Raw genomic sequence first — 16,721 nt, forward strand, 5'->3', positions numbered from 1 at the left:
CTTAATCACTTCCTCGATTTCACTGTTACCACTCAAGCGTGCGAGATCGATAAGATAACCTTTTTCTAGCTTATCCAAAGTGTGTCCTTCAAGTCGCGCTTTTACCTCTTCAACATCACCATTGGCAATAGAAGTTTTAAGCGCTGCATGATTATTTAACGATCGGTCTTCTGTTTTTTCAGCTGATTCATTCGCAGTCATCGTTCATCCTTAATTTTCACTTAGTAAAAAAACATTAGTGCTTTTTACCTTTTGTAGTTAAAGATGACACTAAACGATCACACCGTTATGCCACCCATATCTCGAACTGCCAAGGCGTGAGTTTATACACTGAATCAGCTCCGAAGATTTTCTTTTCGTCGCGCTCCCAGTGCGCATACTCACCTTCAAACAATGGTTCTTCAAACGTTACATCAAGCTGCTCATTTGAAAAATTAATCACAACGAACACTTTTTCATTTTCATTACAACGTACAAAACTAAAAACCTTATCCATCTTAGAGTTTGGCACCTGTATCATTCTTGCCCCGTACTCTCCGTTCCCTAGCACGGCTTTGGACTTTTTAAGAGCAATTAGCTTGCGGTACAAGTTGCCTATCTCATGTTCTTGCCAGTGTATAGGGTCGTGCTCAAAGAACGCTAAACGCTTGGTTTCCCCAGCTTCTTGTCCGTTGTGAATGAGCGGCATACCTTCACCTACCACAGACAACGCAATGCAGGCTTCAAGCGCATCACCAAATTGTTCGCGCTGAGTGCCATCCCAGGCATTTTTGTCATGATTACTAACGAAGGTCATTCTGTAAGCGGAGTGAGGCCAGCTGCGTTCGTTCCACGAATAATACTTGCGCAACCTATCCAGCGAACATTGTCCGTGTGCGAGTTCGTGTAGCGTCTCGTTCCAACTCCATGCGTATGTCATATTGAACGCATTTTCGTGAAGATCTCGATTCTCCCATTCAGCCAACATGAAGACTGGTCTGATTGCGCTTAGCGTTTGCACTGCTTGCTGCCAAAAATCGTTGGGGACATACCCCGCTACATCACAGCGAAACCCATCAATGTCGAACTTTTCAACCCAATAACACAACGCGTTAATCATGTATTTGCGAAGGCCAACGTGTTCATAATCAAACTCTATGATATCGCTCCAATCCCACCACGGAGATGGACGAAAATCTCCTTTGTAGTCTTTGGCGTACCACTCGGGGTGCTGTTCAACCAAAGGATTATCCCACGCACTGTGATTTGGCACCCAGTCTATGATGACTTTTAACGAAAGCTTGTGCGCTTCATCCACCAGCGCTTTGAAATCCTCTTCGCTACCAAATTCAGGGTTAATGGCCAGATAGTCTTTTACTGCATAGGGACTTCCAAGCTCCCCTTTCCTGTTTTTTTTACCAATAGGGTGTACAGGCATAAGCCAAACAATATCAGCGCCAAGTGATTTAATGTGGGATAACCCCTTTCTCACTCCTTCAAAATTACCTTGCTCTGAAAACTGTCGTGTGTTGACCTGATAAATAACAGAGTGAGATGACCATTCTGGCTGAAGCACGTTATATCGTTTCTTAGGAACAGGATTGATATCCATATTATCTTTCCTTATCGAGATTAGCGTTTAGAAGAAGAATCTGGTTCTGCGTCGCGTTACTTTAGGCTTCAAATTGCAGCGAGCTGGGCTTTTAACTGCCGCAAGCTCGTGGCTTAAAGAATAGGTAAACTTGTAACACCTAAAATTAGTACCCAAATACCGAAAAAAAGTTTTAGACGCTGAACCGAAAATGCTAAAACAACAAACTTTGCAATCGTTCCACCGACTATTGCACCTGCCCCAGCAAACAAAACAACCTGCCATACCACAGACTCGCTTATAAAAGCGTGATACGGCAATGCAGACCACACAGTAAAAGCCGACAAGATAACCGCGCTGGCAATAGACAAAGTTACATTAAACCCTCGAATTATGAGGTAAACAGCGACTAACTCTCCTACTCCTACCGAAAGCCACGCGGTGATAATGCCGCCTAAAAAACCAATGAAAGGTAAAAGCAAAAGATCTTTCGTATGTAAGTCTTTTTTGAAATGGGTACGCTTCATTAGCGGAATAGAAGCAAATATTGCGATTGCTAATAGAATAGAAAAACTACCAAAAGCGATGTGAAGGTTATTGGCCCCACCCCACAAATGCTCTAGAAGCCTTGTACTTTGAGATGAATACTGAGCGAATCCTATGCCGCATATTGACGAGGGAACCGTTAACATCAGTACACTGGGTAATGCTTTCCAATACTGATCATACTTGTGTTGGTGTTTATAATACGCGGCCCAAGTTAGTGCCCCCGCGGTCATACCACAGCATTGGATGGCGAAACTCGTTGCCACAACGCTTTGCGCAGAAAATGACAGGTAGTTAAAAAACGGAACGAAAACCACGCCACCGCCAGCTCCAGTGGCATTCGCAAATATAGCACCAATAACGCCAAGAACGCTGAAAAGCCCGAACTCTTTAACAAGCTCAATAGGGGCTGGTTGCGCTAGCAAACTGCCGATCCATAAAAATAAAAGTACTATCAACGCTGTTTTACCAGCGTTTTGCTTGATGAGAGAAATCACATACGTCCTTAAGGCAGAAAATACGGCAAGTTACACGGCATGACTTTTCTAAGTACGCAGCCAACTAGCACCTGTACAATTTTCAAACTATTGTTATCCCACTACGTATAAGGTTTTACTTACACAGATATCATATACAGCATTTTAAAAAACATGGTTGAAGTATCTACATTTGAGCACCAGGTGCAACTGCATCTTTCGCCAAACCGCTCAGCAACATGGCAACAGACAAAGCACCTTATTGCAGCTTTTGCCCTTTTTATCAGCTCGATAGCTATTGCTTGGTCACTGGCCGGTGCGTGGGTCATATTACCTTTTGCAGGATTGGAGGTCGGGTTACTAACGCTGATTATGTATTTAGTTTCTAAAGCAACATACCGCTGGGAGACGCTCTTAATTTCATCAAACAGCATTCAAGTCACTAGCTCAAACGGTATCAGCATAGAATTCTTCCGCCCTGATACGTCCTTGTACTATAAAAAAGACTTGAGCTTAAAATGTGCGCCACAGCTTGTGCTACAAGCCCCTCTGCAGCAATTTGAAGTGGGATCATTTTTAAATTTAGAAGACAAAGAGCGTGTTCATGAATGTATGCAAAAGGCGGGGATCGCAGTATGTTCGAATAAGTGGTGGTAATTCGTGTTGCTTTGAAATGCAACCAATGCGTAAGGCTCTTTATCGTGCATGACACAAAATTAATGATCATTGTGGCTATTTTCGACTATTTAGATATAAGACGCAGCGATAACGAGTTGCGACCTAATGAGGGTTACACTATGAACTTATACATCGAGTCACTAGAAGGCGGCAATTACCTCGCATCAACCGGTATGGGCGCCTCACGCACCTTGGTTCGCGACAACAAGTCACAACCTAAAACGTTTCACTGTTTGAACGAGATTAGGGAGCATTTTGACTCTCAAGCCTTTGAGAAAGTTTGGCTCCGTCAAAGCACACCGTATGAAGAAATGGTTGGTCAAACCGATCATCCCGGTGCGTTAGAGCTTGAAATTGAGTGGTAGCGACTTGCAGGTGTACTAGCAAGTAAGACCAATAGTTTTCAATGTTCCATGCACCACTTAGCACGTTTTTTGCGTACAACTAATGTGACGTAAATTAAAACGGTATTTTATTGAATTAGAAACAGTAAGAATGGTCTTCTTCTGTAGTTAATAAAATACCTACATGCTAAGGAGAATTGCATGAAAATAAGTAAGTTAGCTATTAAATCTGTGTTTGTGGCTGCCGTGTTAGCCTTGACGGCGTGCGCTTCGATGGGCGACGGAACTGTTGCTGAAAAGCGACAAGCTATTTTAGATATGCAAGATAACGCGCTTGCCCGCCTTTATTCTGAAAAGCCCGATACGCGCTCTCAGGTAAAAGACGCTGCCGGCTACGCCGTATTTACCAATGCTAACATTAACGTATTCTTTGTGGCGGCGGGCACAGGCTACGGTGTAGTAAACAATAATGTAACCGGCGCAAAAACATATATGAATATGGCCGAAGGTGGCGTAGGCCTTGGCTTAGGCGCAAAAGATTACCGAATTGTTATGGTTTTCCACACACAAAAAGCGATGAATCACTTTATTGAAAATGGATGGACCGTAGGTGGTAACGCGGATGTAGCAGCGAAAGCCGGTAACAAAGGTGCATCTGCAGAAGGCGAAGGCTACTTGGGTAACGTCACAGTGTATACTATGACTGAAAGTGGCCTTACATTACAGGCTACTGTTAAAGGCACGAAATTTTGGGTAGATAAAGAACTAAACTAATTCTGCCCTAACTATTCCTAACCATATTAGCGATTAGCGCTCCAACACACCGAAGGCCTCTTGAATGCAAGAGGCCTTTTTATTTTTTCTGCACAACTGCCAGCTACCGCTCTAAATCTTTAGGCTGTCTGAATCACAGTAATAGGCAGTGTCGTGTTCCCCATAGCTTCTCTTACCACCGCCGTGTATACGAAAGTCTAAATTTAGGGGGAAACCCTCATAACTGAATTGAACACTCGTGACTACGCTTTACTTGTAAAAGGCTCGCTTAGCAGCACGCTAAGCCATAAACGAGGGTTTCATCATGCAACCACAAAACAACAAAGTGATAAGAGCAGTAGTAAGAACGATATTAACGAGCGCATTGTTCGCTTCGGCGACGGTAGGCTTTTCAACTAACGCGGCAATAATAGGCAGCAGTTATGGGAATGCAGTCCATGTCGATCTTTCCATTACAAGTAATGTAGGAGGTATGGTCTCTGTAATCGCTAACTCAACTATCAACTTAGCTCATACCAGCGGTAGTGCTCCTGAAAATTATTCTCAGATTGACACTATCATTGGCGCAAGCGCAGATGCTTCGGGTACGTTGGGCAGCCCCATCGACGTTACAGAGTTTGATGGCGCGCTATCCACCGCCATTATTGAAGGCGAATCTCAATCGTCTTTAGCGAGTTTTGTTCCGGCAAGCTTTTTTACGTCAGGCCGCGGAACCATAAACGACCTTAATCTTGACTTATTTTCAGACTTACTTGGAATAAGTGGCTTTTTAACGCTAAGTGCTGATGTACTTTCCACAGTCTCGCAAATTGACGGAAACGCCACGACCGGCTCAAACGTGAATCTATCTACAGCAGGTTCATCAGACATCGTGGATGTGGAAGTGAATCTTTGGGGAAATACCGTAACGGCTACTGCACTTGAAAATCAGTCTCTCTTTGCGGGTTTGAATATCGCTGACTTTGGCTTGGGAATATTTGTTAATGAAGTCGAAAAGTCGTGTTCCAACACCTCTTGCACAGAATCACGCAACGCGGTTAGAGTATCTTTCGATGATTTCTCACTAAATGCATTTTACGATGCGCTATTCCCTGCTGGCGGGCCGTTAACCGGGCCTGTGTTTAACTTGACCAACAACCCTATTGTCAACGGCGAGATCATTTTAGCTAGCTCGTTTGCTACAACCTCTTCTTCAACTGAGGTAAGTGCACCCTCTACGTTTGCAATTTTTATTTTCGCAGTAGGCTTATTGAGTGCAAGAAGATTTAATAAACACAAAATGCTACAGAAATAACGTTTGAAAATCTCAAGGCAGAAGGAGCAAGTCTACGGTTTCTCTCTTTCTTGCCTTGAGAATCATATCGCTCACATTTTACTGAGCACGGTTTTCCTCAATCTGCATCCACTGTGCTCTTGTACAATTCTCGAGAAGCTCAAATGCTTCAACAACCACATCTTCTCCTTGTATAAATGGATGTGCCTGATTATCTTTCCTATCCGTTAACGCCTTAAGCTTATCTCTTGTTCCGTCTCTTCCAGGGTGATTTGACAAAAATACATCAATATTTTGTTCTTTCACCAACGCTTTCATTGCATTGGCCGAGTTTGTATAAGACTTTATTCTTGCGACATCCGGACCATAATTGAGCCCTGTGCCGCCCCATAATACAGCGCGATGCCGTTCATCTCCATCGATCACAGGGAGAACGATAGTAAGCGTACCCGGTGTATGTCCAGGCGTTACATAAAACGCTAACTCAGTGCCATTCACGTTGAGTACATCCCCATCTTCAATCAGTAAATCTTTTTCAGGTTTTGCTCCCCAGCGATAGCTTGCAAACGCGTCGTTTTCTAACACGTGCCACTCAAGTTCACTCATCACAATACGTGGACTATAAACTGATTTAATCAGCCCAAAACCACCGTAATGATCGCCGTGTCCATGAGATATGATTAGATGGGAAATCGGCTTATCTCCCAACCCGAGTGCCGAAAGTCCGTTAAGGATATAATGTTGAGCTTGTTGGTTATTATTTAGCGCGTCTACTAAAACTATACTTTCGCCCGTATCAATTGCCCAACTTGCTACGTTGCCAGCGCCGACATAATAAAGGTTATCGAAGACCTGTTGAGGTGGAATGTGACGACGGACTTTAGCATTTCCTTTTACTTCGCTAACACCATTACTGCGCTTGGATCTCTCGCGCCGATTTTCGCTAATAACGAACATATTCCGCGGCTCTTGACTAATATCGCAAAGACTCGCCAATCCAGGAAAATGCTTAGCACTTTTCAATCCTTTATCCGCGTAATATTGCGCAGTGTATACATCGGCTGAGTAAGTATTATTGGACATCCAAACCGCCAGAAGCATTATTGCAAGCTGCCATACAGACTTTTTTATATTAACCATAACGCTTTCCATTCTAGGTATATAAAACCACGTTGTTTTACGATGTTGATTTTTTCACTGTTTGGGACAACTGTATTCAGTTTGCATTAAACCATAAACAATATTTTGCATAAGCACTTTTAATTGGGCATATTTTAAACACAACTGACGAAGGGATTTCTTATGATAATCGTGGTGTTTAATCAAAAAGGCGGCGTAGGCAAATCGACCATTAGCACCAATTTAGCTGCGCAAAGCGCTAAGCTGGGTCATAAGACCTTATTGGTAGACTTAGACGCTCAGGGAAATAGTACTCACTACGTGGGATTTAACGCCAGAGAACAAAGCCTTACCGTGGCCGATATGTTCAAACAAGTAGTTGGCATTTTCAGAACAGCCAAGAAGCCTAACGCGTTCGTGCATGCAACGCCTTATGAAAACCTCTTCGTTATGCCTTCTTCTTCTGCGTTGGCGGAAGTCGAGCGAGAGCTCGAGTCACGATACAAAATTTTTAAACTTAAAGACGCGTTAAAGGAGTTAAAAGACGAATTCGACAACATTTTTATCGACACGCCTCCTAATTTTAATTTTTATTCTAAAGCGGCACTTATTGCTGCTGATGGCTTTTGCGTCCCCTTTGATTGCGACGACTTCTCGGCACAGGCGATTGAGCGTTTACTTGAAAATGCAATGGAACTAAAAGAAGACCACAACCCTGAACTGCGTTTGTTGGGTATTGTTGTTAATCAATTCAATAGCCAAGCAAAGCTTCCAAGAGAGTTAATTGAGACACTTAAGCAGCAAGATTTGCCAGTGTTAGAAAGTTATATAAGTGCCACGGTAAAAGTGAAAGAGTCTCACTCTAAGCGAATGCCGCTGCCTTTCTACTTACCTAAGCACAAAGTGACGAATCAAGTTGCGGCTTTATTTGAAGAACTCAATGCGAGCAAAACCTAACGCTAACAAGTTTCGCTAAACATCAATATCAATATGCTTAAGCCCACCCTCGCTGTTACCTCGCTCTTTATCTTTCGAGTTTTCAGCTGATTTTTCGATAATCTCAGTTCGCTTCACGTCTTGAAACTGATCGCGCTCTTCTTCACTAAAGTGCTCGGACTTTTTGGTTTTTTGCACTTTCTTCACGCGGTCGTCCGTCTCAATCGGCACTTTTGTGTTGCGAGGCAAAATGGGAAACAGTAGATCGTTGCTCATACGCCCTCCAGAAGTTTGCATTTGTCTCTATAACTTATCGGCAACGAGTTGCCTAAAATTACGGTTCAAAACTAATTCATAACGAATTGTTTTATTATATACACATTAAATTAGAGTTAATGTGCCAAAAGAGTTCACTTTAACCTTGCAAATCCTAATTCAAAACGCTAATGTTTCAGCCGTTCGAAATTAGGAATTAAAATTTTCAAATGATTAACTGCGCGACGAAACATCACCATCACCACAAAGCATAACCTTTCAGGTTCGTGCTGGAAGGTCTATGTATCCTTCCAGTGGCGCAGATAAAACAAATTCTCGACCCTCGGAAGGAAACTTCCGGGGGTTTTTCGTTTTAGGCGCAATCAAAAGTTAAAACACAACGTGTAAGGAACGTTTCAATGAGTAACAGCAAAAGACTTCGAATTGCCGTACAGAAATCAGGTCGATTGAGCGATGACAGCATTGCCCTACTGAAAGCTATAGGCATTAAACTCAATATTCGTGATCGCCTGCTGATTGCGCATTCTACGAACCAGCCTATTGATTTGCTTCGCGTGCGTGACGACGATATTCCAGGTCTTGTTATGGATGGTGTAGTAGACCTAGGCTTTATTGGCGAAAACGAGCTAGAAGAGAAAATGCTAGAGCGTAAAGCTGCGGGCAAGCCATTCGAATATGAAGTACTGCGTCGTCTAGACTACGGCGGCTGCCGCCTGTCTATTGCGGTACCTAATGAGATGGATTATCAAGGAATCCAGTCGCTAGAAGGCAAAAAAGTAGCAACAACTTACCCCTACCTACTTGAGCGCTACTTCAAAGAACAGGGCATAAATGCAAAGGCTGTAATGCTACAAGGTTCTGTGGAAGTAGCCCCACGAGCAGGTGTAGCTGACGCTATCTGTGACCTTGTATCTACCGGTGCAACCCTTGAAGCTAACGGTCTTGTTGAAAAAGACGTTATTTTCCGCAGTAAAGCGGTACTTATTAAGCGCGCTGATGGCGAGCTTAGCGACGAGAAAGAAACACTGGTTAACCGACTAATGCCACGTGTTGATGGCGTATTACTAGCAAAAGAAAGCAAGTACATCATGCTACACGCACCAAAAGCGTATTTAGAGCAGGTGAAAAGCCTACTTCCAGGTGCTGAAAATCCTACGGTTCTACCACTTGCTGGAAATGAAGAACAAGTTGCTATCCACGTTGTTTCTACAGAGACCTTGTTCTGGGAAACCATGGAGAAACTTAAAGCCCTTGGTTGTAGCTCTATTCTTGTAATGCCAATCGAAAAAATGATGGGCTAAAAGGCAGGCAATTATGATTACTTGGTCATCTCTTTCGGTAAATGAGAAAAAACAGGCGCTAGCCCGCCCGGCTATGGCCAATAGCCAACAGTTAAAGCAGACCGTGGGCGACATTATCGCCCGCGTTGAAAAAGAAGGCGATGAGGCAGTACTTGATTACACACGTAAATTTGACTGCCCAGACTTAACTAGCCTTGTACTTTCACAAGAAAACATTGATGCTCTTGCTGCGAAGGTAACGCCAGAGGTAGCAAGTGCTATCGATACTGCGTTCAACAACATAAAAATGTTTCACGAAGCGCAAATGCCTAGTGATATCGCGCTAACCACAACGCCTGGTGTTAAATGCGAGCTGCGCTTCACCGCCCTTGATGCAGTGGGTCTTTATATTCCAGGCGGCAGCGCTCCACTTCCATCAACCGTATTGATGCTAGGCGTACCTGCATTGGTGGCGGGCTGCGAAAATAAGCTACTTTGTACTCCACCAAACAAAGAACAGCTTATCGCGCCTGAAATTGCGTATGCGGCCAGAAAATGCGGCATCGACAAGATCTTCTTGTGTGGTGGTGCCCAAGCAATCGCCGCTATGGCCTTGGGAACAGACAGCGTTCCTCAAGTAGATAAGATTTTTGGCCCGGGTAACAGCTTTGTGACTGAAGCTAAACAGCAAGTAAGCCAACGTGCTGATGGTGCAGCTATTGATATGCCGGCCGGCCCATCAGAAGTGTTGGTACTTGCTGATGAGTTCGCAAACCCTGAGTTTGTAGCGGCCGACCTGCTTTCCCAAGCCGAGCACGGTCCAGACTCGCAGGCTATTTTGGTGTCTAACAGCGCTACACTTATTGAAGAAGCAAAAGCCGCGGTTGAACGTCAATTAGCAACCCTATCTCGCGCTGAGATTGCCCGCCCTGCTATGGAAAATGCGCGTTATATTTTGGCTGATTCCATTGAGCAAGCCATTGAAGCAAGTAACGCCTACGCTGCTGAGCACTTAATTGTACAAATAGAGAATGCCCGTGATTATTTGCCAAAAATTAAATACGCAGGCTCTATATTCCTAGGCCCGTGGTCACCAGAATCTGCAGGTGATTACGCGTCGGGCACTAACCACGTACTGCCAACCTATGGCTATGCTAAGAATTACTCTAGCCTTGGATTATTAGACTTTATGCGTCGCTACACTATTCAAGAACTAAGCGCAGACGGCATGCGTAATTTAGGCCCTGCGATTATGGCACTTGCAGCTGCCGAGGGCTTGGATGCACACGAACAGGCCGTTGCACTTCGCATGCAGGCACTTAAGCAAGGAGACGCCTAATGTCGGCACTTATCGATAACCTAATTAACGAAAATTTAGTGCCGCTAAAGCCGTATGAATCGGCTCGTCGCTTGTTTTCAGGTGGTCAAGACTGGCTTAATGCCAACGAGTCACCTTATGCCAACGAATACAGCGTAGATAGCAGCAACTTTAACCGCTATCCGTCATGTCAGCCCGAAGCGGTAGTCGGTGGTTACGCAAACTACGCCGGGCTAGACAAATCGCAGCTTATTGTTACCCGCGGCGCAGATGAAGGCATTGAACTGCTTATTCGCACCTTCTGCACGCCGGGTAAAGACAGCATTCTGATATGCCCGCCTACCTACGGTATGTATGCAATCAGTGCTGAAACCTGTGATGTGGGCATTAAGAAAGTGCCGCTTAACGACGACTTTAGCCTTAACGTGAATGCTGTATGCGCTGAAGATGACGTTAACGTGATTTTCATCTGTGCGCCCAACAATCCAACCGGTACGCCAGTTGCTCGTGAAGACATTAAAACCGTGCTCAATCACTTTGCCGATAAAGCACTGGTTGTTGTAGATGAAGCGTATATTGAGTTCGATGCCGACAATACGTGGGCAAATGAAATAAACAACTATCCAAACTTGGTGGTACTTCGTACGCTGTCTAAAGCGTTTGCTCTTGCCGGTCTTCGCTGTGGTTTTACACTTGCTCAGGCACCCGTCATCCAAGCACTACTTAAAGTGATAGCGCCCTATCCCATTCCAGAGCCAGTAGCGCAGATTGCTGCACAAGCATTGTCGGCTGAATCGCTAACGTTACTTGAGCTTCAGGTGGCTACTATTAACCGGGAAAAAGAGGCCCTAGCCGAAGCGCTGGAATCTATCGAAGGCTTTGAATTAGTGGGTGATAGACGAGCAAACTTTATCTTATTCCGCTACGCAAAAGCGCAAGCCCTAATGCAGTACTTGGTAAGCCAAGGCATGCTTATTCGCGATCAATCAAAACAGCTTAACTTACAAAACTGTTTACGCGTAAGCATAGGCACTGAAGAGCAAAACCAGCGTTTGATGCAGCTAATTAACGAATTTAAAAATAATGAGGACGCGGCATGAGTCAGCAAGCCATTTTATTTATTGACCGCGACGGTACACTCGTAGAAGAGCCGCCAGTAGATAAGCAATTAGATAGTTTAGAGAAGCTTGTTTTCGAGCCAAACGTTATTCCTGTGCTACTTAAACTAAAGGCAGCTGGGTTTAAACTCGTGATGGTAAGTAACCAAGACGGCTTGGGTACAGACAGTTTCCCGCAAGAAGACTTCGACAAGCCACACAATGCCATGATGGCCATTTTCGAAAGCCAGGGTGTAGTGTTTGACGACGTTCTTATTTGCCCGCACTTCGATGCTGATAACTGCACATGCCGAAAACCAAAGCTTGGCTTAGTAAAAGAATACCTACAGAAAGGCAAAGTGGACTTCACTCGTTCGTTTGTTATTGGTGACAGAATTACCGATGTACAGCTTGCTGAAAACATGGGTATTCGCAGCTTTCAGTACAACCGTGAAAGCTTAAACTGGAACGATATTCAGAAAAGCTTGTTAGCGTCTTCACGTATTGCAGAGGTGGTACGTACCACCTCTGAAACCGACATTCGCGTGCGTGTAGATCTTGATTCGCAGGCTAAGTCGACAATTCAAACCGGCATGGGCTTTTTTGACCACATGCTTGACCAAATTGCGACCCACGGTGGCTTCGAGCTAAACCTGACTACCGATGGCGACTTGCATATTGACGATCACCACAGTGTAGAAGACACCGCGCTTGCCCTTGGTGAAGCCCTTAAAAAGGCACTAGGCGACAAACGCGGTATTGGTCGCTTTGGTTTCGCGTTGCCAATGGATGAATGTCGTGCGGAATGTATTATGGACATATCAAACCGTCCACACCTTAAGTTTGACGCTGAATTTAGCCGCGACCAGGTAGGTGAAATGGCCACCGAAATGGTACCGCACTTCTTCTATTCGCTTGCACAAAGCATGGGGCTATCGTTACACCTTTCCACCAGCGAAGGTAATGCTCACCACCAAGTAGAAAGCCTGTTTAAAGTATTTGGCCGTGCGCTACGTCAAGCCATTACGCGCCAAGGTGATGCACTACCAAGTAGTAAAGGAGCCCTGTAATGTCAGTGGTAAACCCCAGCCAGCGACAAAAAATAGTCATAGTAAATACCGGCTGCGCGAACATTTCATCGGTACGCTTTGCCCTTGAGCGCTTAGGCGTTGAAGTGGACGTATCTGACGATGTAAACGTGATAAAAAACGCTGATAAAGTGTTTTTACCCGGCGTAGGAACAGCGGCAGCAGCGATGGCAAGCATTAAGCAAAAAGCGCTAGTGGAAACCCTGCAGTCGCTTACCCAACCTGTGCTAGGCGTATGTTTAGGCATGCAACTTATGGTTGAAACCAGCGCTGAAGGTGGTTTTCAAGGTACAGGCAACATCGACTGTTTGAACCTAATGCCAGGTCATGTGGCTCGCATGGAATCAAAAGGCGTGCGCTTACCTCATATGGGTTGGAACACCGTTTCTCACAACAGCGGTCATAAAGAAGAAAGTTTGTTCAAGGGCATTCCACAAGATACCTACTTTTACTTTGTGCACAGTTTTGCCGTTCCTGAATACGAGCACACGCTTGCAAGCTGCACTTATGGTAATAAGTTTTCAGCAGCGATAAATAAAGACAACTTTTACGGGGTGCAATTTCACCCAGAACGTTCTGGCGAGGCCGGAGCACAATTACTGACTAACTTTGTGAACCTATAATGATTATTCCAGCGATTGATCTTATTGACGGACGCGTAGTACGCCTTTATCAAGGCGACTACGAGCAGAAAACCCAATACGAACTGGACCCAGTAGACGTGGTTCACGACTATGCCGACCAAGGTGCAACCTGGCTGCACATTGTTGACCTAACAGGCGCTAAAGACACCAGTAAACGTCAGCTTTCACTAATTAAGTCTATGGTCGATACCAAGCGCATGCAGTTTCAAGCAGGCGGCGGTATCCGTAGTGAAGAAGAAGTGGCGCAATTACTAGAAACGGGCGTAAGCCGCGTAGTGATTGGTTCTTTGGCGGTAAAACAACCCGAGCTTGTGAAGTCTTGGGTAGAAAAATACGGCCCAGAGCACATTGTATTGGCCCTTGATATCAATATTAGCGACAGCGGTGAAAAGCTTATTGCTACCCACGGCTGGCAAGAGAACTCTGGCGTAGCCCTTGAAGGCTTGCTTGAAGACTTCGCTACAGTAGGCGCAAAGCATGTGCTGTGTACCGACATTAGCCGCGACGGCACGCTACAAGGTGCGAACACTGAGCTGTATCAAGAAATGGCAGCCCGTTTCCCACACGTTAGCTGGCAAGCGTCTGGCGGTATTGGCAGCATCGCTGATATCGAAGCGCTAAAACCCACAAACGTTGGTGGCGTAATTTTAGGCCGCGCACTACTTGAAGGTAAATTCACGGTGAAGGAGGCTATTGCATGCTGGCAAAGCGCATAATTCCCTGTTTGGATGTACGCGACGGCAAAGTCGTTAAAGGCGTTCAGTTTAGAAATCATGAAATTATTGGTGATATTGTGCCTCTTGCCGAGCAATACGCAAAAGCGGGGGCCGACGAATTAGTATTTTACGATATCACCGCAAGTTCTGATGCCCGCGTGGTAGACAAAAGCTGGGTAAGCCGTATAGCACAGGTTATTGATATCCCGTTTTGCGTAGCGGGCGGCATTAAGAGCATTGAAGACGCCGGGCGCATTTTGGAAATGGGTGCAGATAAGATTTCGATTAACTCCCCTGCCCTTAATAACCCAGATCTAATTAACCAGCTACACGACGTATACGGTCAACAGTGCGTCGTGATTGGTATCGACAGCTTTTATAACGAAGCAACCGACCAATACGAAGTGTACAAATTCACTGGTGATGAAGCGCGTACTCAAAAAAGCCAATGGCAGACCATCGATTGGATTAAAGAAGTTCAGTCGCGCGGTGCGGGTGAAATTGTTCTGAACTGCATGAACCAAGACGGCGTGCGCAAAGGCTACGATGTGAAGCAGCTGAAAGCCGTGCGCGATGTCTGTGAAGTGCCGCTAATTGCGTCGGGTGGTGCAGGTGAAATTGCCCACTTTACGGATGTGTTTCAACAGGCTGACGTAGATGGCGCGCTTGCAGCATCAGTATTTCACAAGGGCATCATCAATATTGATGAGTTGAAAGCAGAGTTGACCAGCAATGGCGTTGCCATGCGTAAGCGTCACGGATTAACGGCGCAAGCAGAAGGAGTAAACCCGTGATCATTACTAACGAAAACAGCAATAAACTGTCTTGGGACAAAATGGACAACCTACTACCCGCCATTGTGCAAGACGCACTGTCTGGCAAGGTATTAATGCAGGGCTACATGGACCAAGACGCATTGGCGAAAACCCTTGAAACGGGCAAAGTGACATTCTTCAGCCGTTCAAAACAGCGTCTTTGGACCAAGGGTGAAACATCTGGTAACACGCTAGATTTAGTGAGCGTTGCTTGTGACTGCGATCAAGACTCACTGTTGGTACTTGCCAACCCCAACGGCCCGACATGCCACACTGGTGTTGAAAGCTGTTGGTTCGACGGCAACACACCAGCCTTTACGTTTCTTGCAGATTTAGAGCGAGTATTGGCTGCCCGCAAAGATGCCGACCCAAAAAGCAGCTATACCGCTAGCCTTTACAACAAAGGCATTAAGCGCATAGCGCAGAAGGTGGGCGAAGAAGGTGTAGAAACCGCATTGGCGGCTACTGTGCACGACAAAGAAGAGCTTAAAAACGAAGCCGCTGACTTGTTGTACCACTTAACGGTATTGCTTCAGGCGAGCGATATGTCGCTAAACGATGCACTTGATGTGTTGCGTGAGCGTCATAAATAGTAATAGCAACAGCGATCTACGCAAAAGTTAACATCAAGGCCTCTAAACGTTCACGTATTAGAGGCCTTTTAACTCCTAAATACATCTCCCAACGCTCCTTGAAAAGCTAAGCATCGCTCTAAAATTGTCCACTTTTTTTACAATGAGTTCGTATTCGCAGAAAAAATCTCATATTTTCAATGTGATTACCTGAAGGCATGGATAATGCTTACACTGCGATTGTTTAAATAACAATGTTCACTAACCACATAAGGATATGTAATGAAAAAAGTACTTTCATGCTTTTTGCTTTTAGGAAGCTTCTCGTCTTTTGCAACAGTCATTCAGTACAATGATTTCTCCGACACTACGGGGCTTACGCTAAACGGCAACACGCAGGTAGTAAATAACAACCTGCAGCTAACGAATAATATTGCGTGGCAAGGCGGTTCAGTTTTTACCACAAATGCAATCTCTCTCATCAACGACTCTTCATTTGCGACAAGCTTTTCTTTCAAAATAGACAATAACAGTTTAGGCGGGGATACTGACGGCTTAGGAGCAGACGGTCTTGCTTTTGTAATACAGACACAAAATGCAAACGTGGGCGGTGCTGGTGGTGGTTTAGGATATCAAGGTATAAATAATTCAGTTGCGGTTGAGTTTGATACCTTTAATAACACCAGTTGGGATAATAATAACGGCAACCACGTTGGCATAGGTATTAACGGCAACGTTAATACCTCTAATAACGTCAATGAACCATTCCGATTCAATGAAGGCGATGTTTGGAATGTTCTGATAACTTTCGACGGAATTAGCAAGCTTTTCGATGTTTCTTGGTCCATGGAAACCGATTCAACGAAAGGAGGTAGCATTTCACGAATTTTAGATGTGGCCTCTATTTTAGGTTCAACCGATGCATTCTTGGGATTCACATCCGGAACAGGCTCCTATGCAAGTACTCATGAAATACTTTCGGCCACGTTCACAAATACATCCTCAATACCAACAAACACTCCTGTAAACGCTCCAGCAACCTTTAGCTTAATGATGAGTGCTTTAGCTTTTTTAGTTTTTCGAAGAAAAAAGCAAATTTTGAGGTCTTAACTCTCAAAGTGCAGTAATGTTTCTACTTTCAACAACTCGGTAACTAGCGTACTGATTAAGGCGTTGATTTAAATTACATTCTTATATAA

Annotated in this window: 19 protein-coding genes and 1 other annotated feature; of the genes, 14 read left to right on the forward strand and 5 right to left on the reverse strand. The window is 44.8% G+C overall.

The genetic code is table 11. The features are described 5' to 3' along the window. The 3 genes from ACFI6J_RS16995 to ACFI6J_RS17005 form a co-directional block, all read right to left on the reverse strand. Nucleotides 1-201: hypothetical protein (locus ACFI6J_RS16995; RefSeq protein ID WP_462558022.1), on the reverse strand; the 201-nt coding region annotated here is incomplete at its 3' end. Nucleotides 202-286: 85 nt separating this feature from the next. Further along, nucleotides 287-1,591: an alpha-amylase family glycosyl hydrolase gene (locus ACFI6J_RS17000; protein ID WP_282765322.1), complete on the reverse strand. Its 1,305-nt coding sequence runs from the start codon at nt 1,589-1,591 to the stop codon at nt 287-289. A 113-nt stretch (nt 1,592-1,704) separates the two neighbouring features. Then, on the reverse strand, nt 1,705-2,613 hold the full coding sequence (locus ACFI6J_RS17005) for a sulfite exporter TauE/SafE family protein (RefSeq protein ID WP_014976941.1): 909 nt from the start codon (nt 2,611-2,613) through the stop codon (nt 1,705-1,707). 153 nt (nt 2,614-2,766) lie between these two features. Here ACFI6J_RS17005 and ACFI6J_RS17010 point away from each other — a divergent pair, with 153 nt between their 5' ends. From ACFI6J_RS17010 to ACFI6J_RS17025, 4 genes are all read left to right on the forward strand, one after another. Next, nucleotides 2,767-3,249 carry a DUF2244 domain-containing protein gene (locus tag ACFI6J_RS17010; protein WP_039225212.1) on the forward strand — a complete coding sequence of 161 codons (483 nt, stop codon included), beginning with the start codon at nt 2,767-2,769 and terminating at the stop codon, nt 3,247-3,249. A gap of 62 nt (nt 3,250-3,311) precedes the next feature. Then, a complete protein-coding gene (locus tag ACFI6J_RS17015) occupies nt 3,312-3,635 on the forward strand; it encodes a DUF6482 family protein (protein WP_342351285.1) in 324 nt (107 codons plus the stop codon). Between the two features lie 180 nt (nt 3,636-3,815). After that, nucleotides 3,816-4,388, forward strand: coding sequence for a lipid-binding SYLF domain-containing protein (locus ACFI6J_RS17020; RefSeq protein WP_014950022.1), 573 nt, complete (start codon nt 3,816-3,818; stop codon nt 4,386-4,388). 304 nt (nt 4,389-4,692) lie between these two features. Beyond that, nucleotides 4,693-5,682 carry a hypothetical protein gene (locus ACFI6J_RS17025; protein ID WP_278347216.1) on the forward strand — a complete coding sequence of 330 codons (990 nt, stop codon included), beginning with the start codon at nt 4,693-4,695 and terminating at the stop codon, nt 5,680-5,682. 78 nt (nt 5,683-5,760) lie between these two features. On the opposite strand, the gene ACFI6J_RS17030 is transcribed toward ACFI6J_RS17025, so the two are convergent. Further along, nucleotides 5,761-6,801, reverse strand: coding sequence for an MBL fold metallo-hydrolase (locus ACFI6J_RS17030; RefSeq protein WP_278347215.1), 1,041 nt, complete (start codon nt 6,799-6,801; stop codon nt 5,761-5,763). 162 nt (nt 6,802-6,963) lie between these two features. On the opposite strand from ACFI6J_RS17030, the gene ACFI6J_RS17035 reads away from it, so the two are divergent. After that, nucleotides 6,964-7,737, forward strand: a complete 774-nt coding sequence (locus tag ACFI6J_RS17035) for a ParA family protein (protein WP_278347214.1) — start codon at nt 6,964-6,966, stop codon at nt 7,735-7,737. 15 nt (nt 7,738-7,752) lie between these two features. On the opposite strand, the gene ACFI6J_RS17040 is transcribed toward ACFI6J_RS17035, so the two are convergent. Beyond that, nucleotides 7,753-7,992 carry a hypothetical protein gene (locus ACFI6J_RS17040; protein WP_014950026.1) on the reverse strand — a complete coding sequence of 80 codons (240 nt, stop codon included), beginning with the start codon at nt 7,990-7,992 and terminating at the stop codon, nt 7,753-7,755. Nucleotides 7,993-8,221: 229 nt separating this feature from the next. Then, nucleotides 8,222-8,340: a sequence feature (His leader region), on the forward strand. Between the two features lie 50 nt (nt 8,341-8,390). On the opposite strand from ACFI6J_RS17040, the gene hisG reads away from it, so the two are divergent. The 9 genes from hisG (at nt 8,391) to ACFI6J_RS17085 (ending at nt 16,632) form a co-directional block, all read left to right on the forward strand. Next, on the forward strand, nt 8,391-9,293 hold the full coding sequence (gene hisG, locus ACFI6J_RS17045) for an ATP phosphoribosyltransferase (protein WP_014950027.1): 903 nt from the start codon (nt 8,391-8,393) through the stop codon (nt 9,291-9,293). 13 nt (nt 9,294-9,306) lie between these two features. Then, the gene (hisD, locus tag ACFI6J_RS17050) at nt 9,307-10,611 is read left to right on the forward strand and encodes a histidinol dehydrogenase (RefSeq protein ID WP_014950028.1); all 1,305 of its coding nucleotides are present in this window, start codon (nt 9,307-9,309) and stop codon (nt 10,609-10,611) included. Then, the gene (gene hisC, locus ACFI6J_RS17055) at nt 10,611-11,690 is read left to right on the forward strand and encodes a histidinol-phosphate transaminase (RefSeq protein WP_278347213.1); all 1,080 of its coding nucleotides are present in this window, start codon (nt 10,611-10,613) and stop codon (nt 11,688-11,690) included. The genes hisD and hisC overlap by 1 nt, the downstream gene beginning before the upstream one ends. Further along, the gene (gene hisB, locus ACFI6J_RS17060) at nt 11,687-12,757 is read left to right on the forward strand and encodes a bifunctional histidinol-phosphatase/imidazoleglycerol-phosphate dehydratase HisB (protein WP_156086618.1); all 1,071 of its coding nucleotides are present in this window, start codon (nt 11,687-11,689) and stop codon (nt 12,755-12,757) included. Before hisC ends, hisB begins: the two co-directional genes overlap by 4 nt. Further along, nucleotides 12,757-13,398, forward strand: a complete 642-nt coding sequence (hisH, locus tag ACFI6J_RS17065) for an imidazole glycerol phosphate synthase subunit HisH (RefSeq protein ID WP_156086619.1) — start codon at nt 12,757-12,759, stop codon at nt 13,396-13,398. The genes hisB and hisH overlap by 1 nt, the downstream gene beginning before the upstream one ends. Further along, nucleotides 13,398-14,135: a 1-(5-phosphoribosyl)-5-[(5-phosphoribosylamino)methylideneamino]imidazole-4-carboxamide isomerase gene (hisA, locus tag ACFI6J_RS17070; RefSeq protein ID WP_039222817.1), complete on the forward strand. Its 738-nt coding sequence runs from the start codon at nt 13,398-13,400 to the stop codon at nt 14,133-14,135. Before hisH ends, hisA begins: the two co-directional genes overlap by 1 nt. Continuing rightward, on the forward strand, nt 14,117-14,929 hold the full coding sequence (hisF, locus tag ACFI6J_RS17075; RefSeq protein WP_014950033.1) for an imidazole glycerol phosphate synthase subunit HisF: 813 nt from the start codon (nt 14,117-14,119) through the stop codon (nt 14,927-14,929). The genes hisA and hisF overlap by 19 nt, the downstream gene beginning before the upstream one ends. Next, nucleotides 14,926-15,543 carry a bifunctional phosphoribosyl-AMP cyclohydrolase/phosphoribosyl-ATP diphosphatase HisIE gene (hisIE, locus tag ACFI6J_RS17080; RefSeq protein WP_039225197.1) on the forward strand — a complete coding sequence of 206 codons (618 nt, stop codon included), beginning with the start codon at nt 14,926-14,928 and terminating at the stop codon, nt 15,541-15,543. The genes hisF and hisIE overlap by 4 nt, the downstream gene beginning before the upstream one ends. A gap of 261 nt (nt 15,544-15,804) precedes the next feature. Next, nucleotides 15,805-16,632: a lectin-like domain-containing protein gene (locus ACFI6J_RS17085; protein ID WP_014950035.1), complete on the forward strand. Its 828-nt coding sequence runs from the start codon at nt 15,805-15,807 to the stop codon at nt 16,630-16,632. Nucleotides 16,633-16,721 lie beyond the last annotated feature (89 nt).

The organism is Alteromonas sp. G4i13, assembly GCF_054960505.1.

Bases quoted from the DNA above. Each gene is read 5' to 3' on its own strand.
- ACFI6J_RS17000 (WP_282765322.1), bottom strand. From the start codon at position 1,591: ATGGATATCAATCCTGTTCCTAAGAAACGATATAACGTGCTTCAGCCA.
- ACFI6J_RS17010 (WP_039225212.1), top strand. From the start codon at position 2,767: ATGGTTGAAGTATCTACATTTGAGCACCAGGTGCAACTGCATCTTTCG.
- ACFI6J_RS17015 (WP_342351285.1), top strand. From the start codon at position 3,312: ATGATCATTGTGGCTATTTTCGACTATTTAGATATAAGACGCAGCGAT.
- ACFI6J_RS17020 (WP_014950022.1), top strand. From the start codon at position 3,816: ATGAAAATAAGTAAGTTAGCTATTAAATCTGTGTTTGTGGCTGCCGTG.
- ACFI6J_RS17025 (WP_278347216.1), top strand. From the start codon at position 4,693: ATGCAACCACAAAACAACAAAGTGATAAGAGCAGTAGTAAGAACGATA.
- ACFI6J_RS17030 (WP_278347215.1), bottom strand. From the start codon at position 6,801: ATGGTTAATATAAAAAAGTCTGTATGGCAGCTTGCAATAATGCTTCTG.
- ACFI6J_RS17035 (WP_278347214.1), top strand. From the start codon at position 6,964: ATGATAATCGTGGTGTTTAATCAAAAAGGCGGCGTAGGCAAATCGACC.
- ACFI6J_RS17040 (WP_014950026.1), bottom strand. From the start codon at position 7,992: ATGAGCAACGATCTACTGTTTCCCATTTTGCCTCGCAACACAAAAGTG.
- hisG (WP_014950027.1), top strand. From the start codon at position 8,391: ATGAGTAACAGCAAAAGACTTCGAATTGCCGTACAGAAATCAGGTCGA.
- hisD (WP_014950028.1), top strand. From the start codon at position 9,307: ATGATTACTTGGTCATCTCTTTCGGTAAATGAGAAAAAACAGGCGCTA.
- hisC (WP_278347213.1), top strand. From the start codon at position 10,611: ATGTCGGCACTTATCGATAACCTAATTAACGAAAATTTAGTGCCGCTA.
- hisB (WP_156086618.1), top strand. From the start codon at position 11,687: ATGAGTCAGCAAGCCATTTTATTTATTGACCGCGACGGTACACTCGTA.
- hisH (WP_156086619.1), top strand. From the start codon at position 12,757: ATGTCAGTGGTAAACCCCAGCCAGCGACAAAAAATAGTCATAGTAAAT.
- hisA (WP_039222817.1), top strand. From the start codon at position 13,398: ATGATTATTCCAGCGATTGATCTTATTGACGGACGCGTAGTACGCCTT.
- hisF (WP_014950033.1), top strand. From the start codon at position 14,117: ATGCTGGCAAAGCGCATAATTCCCTGTTTGGATGTACGCGACGGCAAA.
- ACFI6J_RS17085 (WP_014950035.1), top strand. From the start codon at position 15,805: ATGAAAAAAGTACTTTCATGCTTTTTGCTTTTAGGAAGCTTCTCGTCT.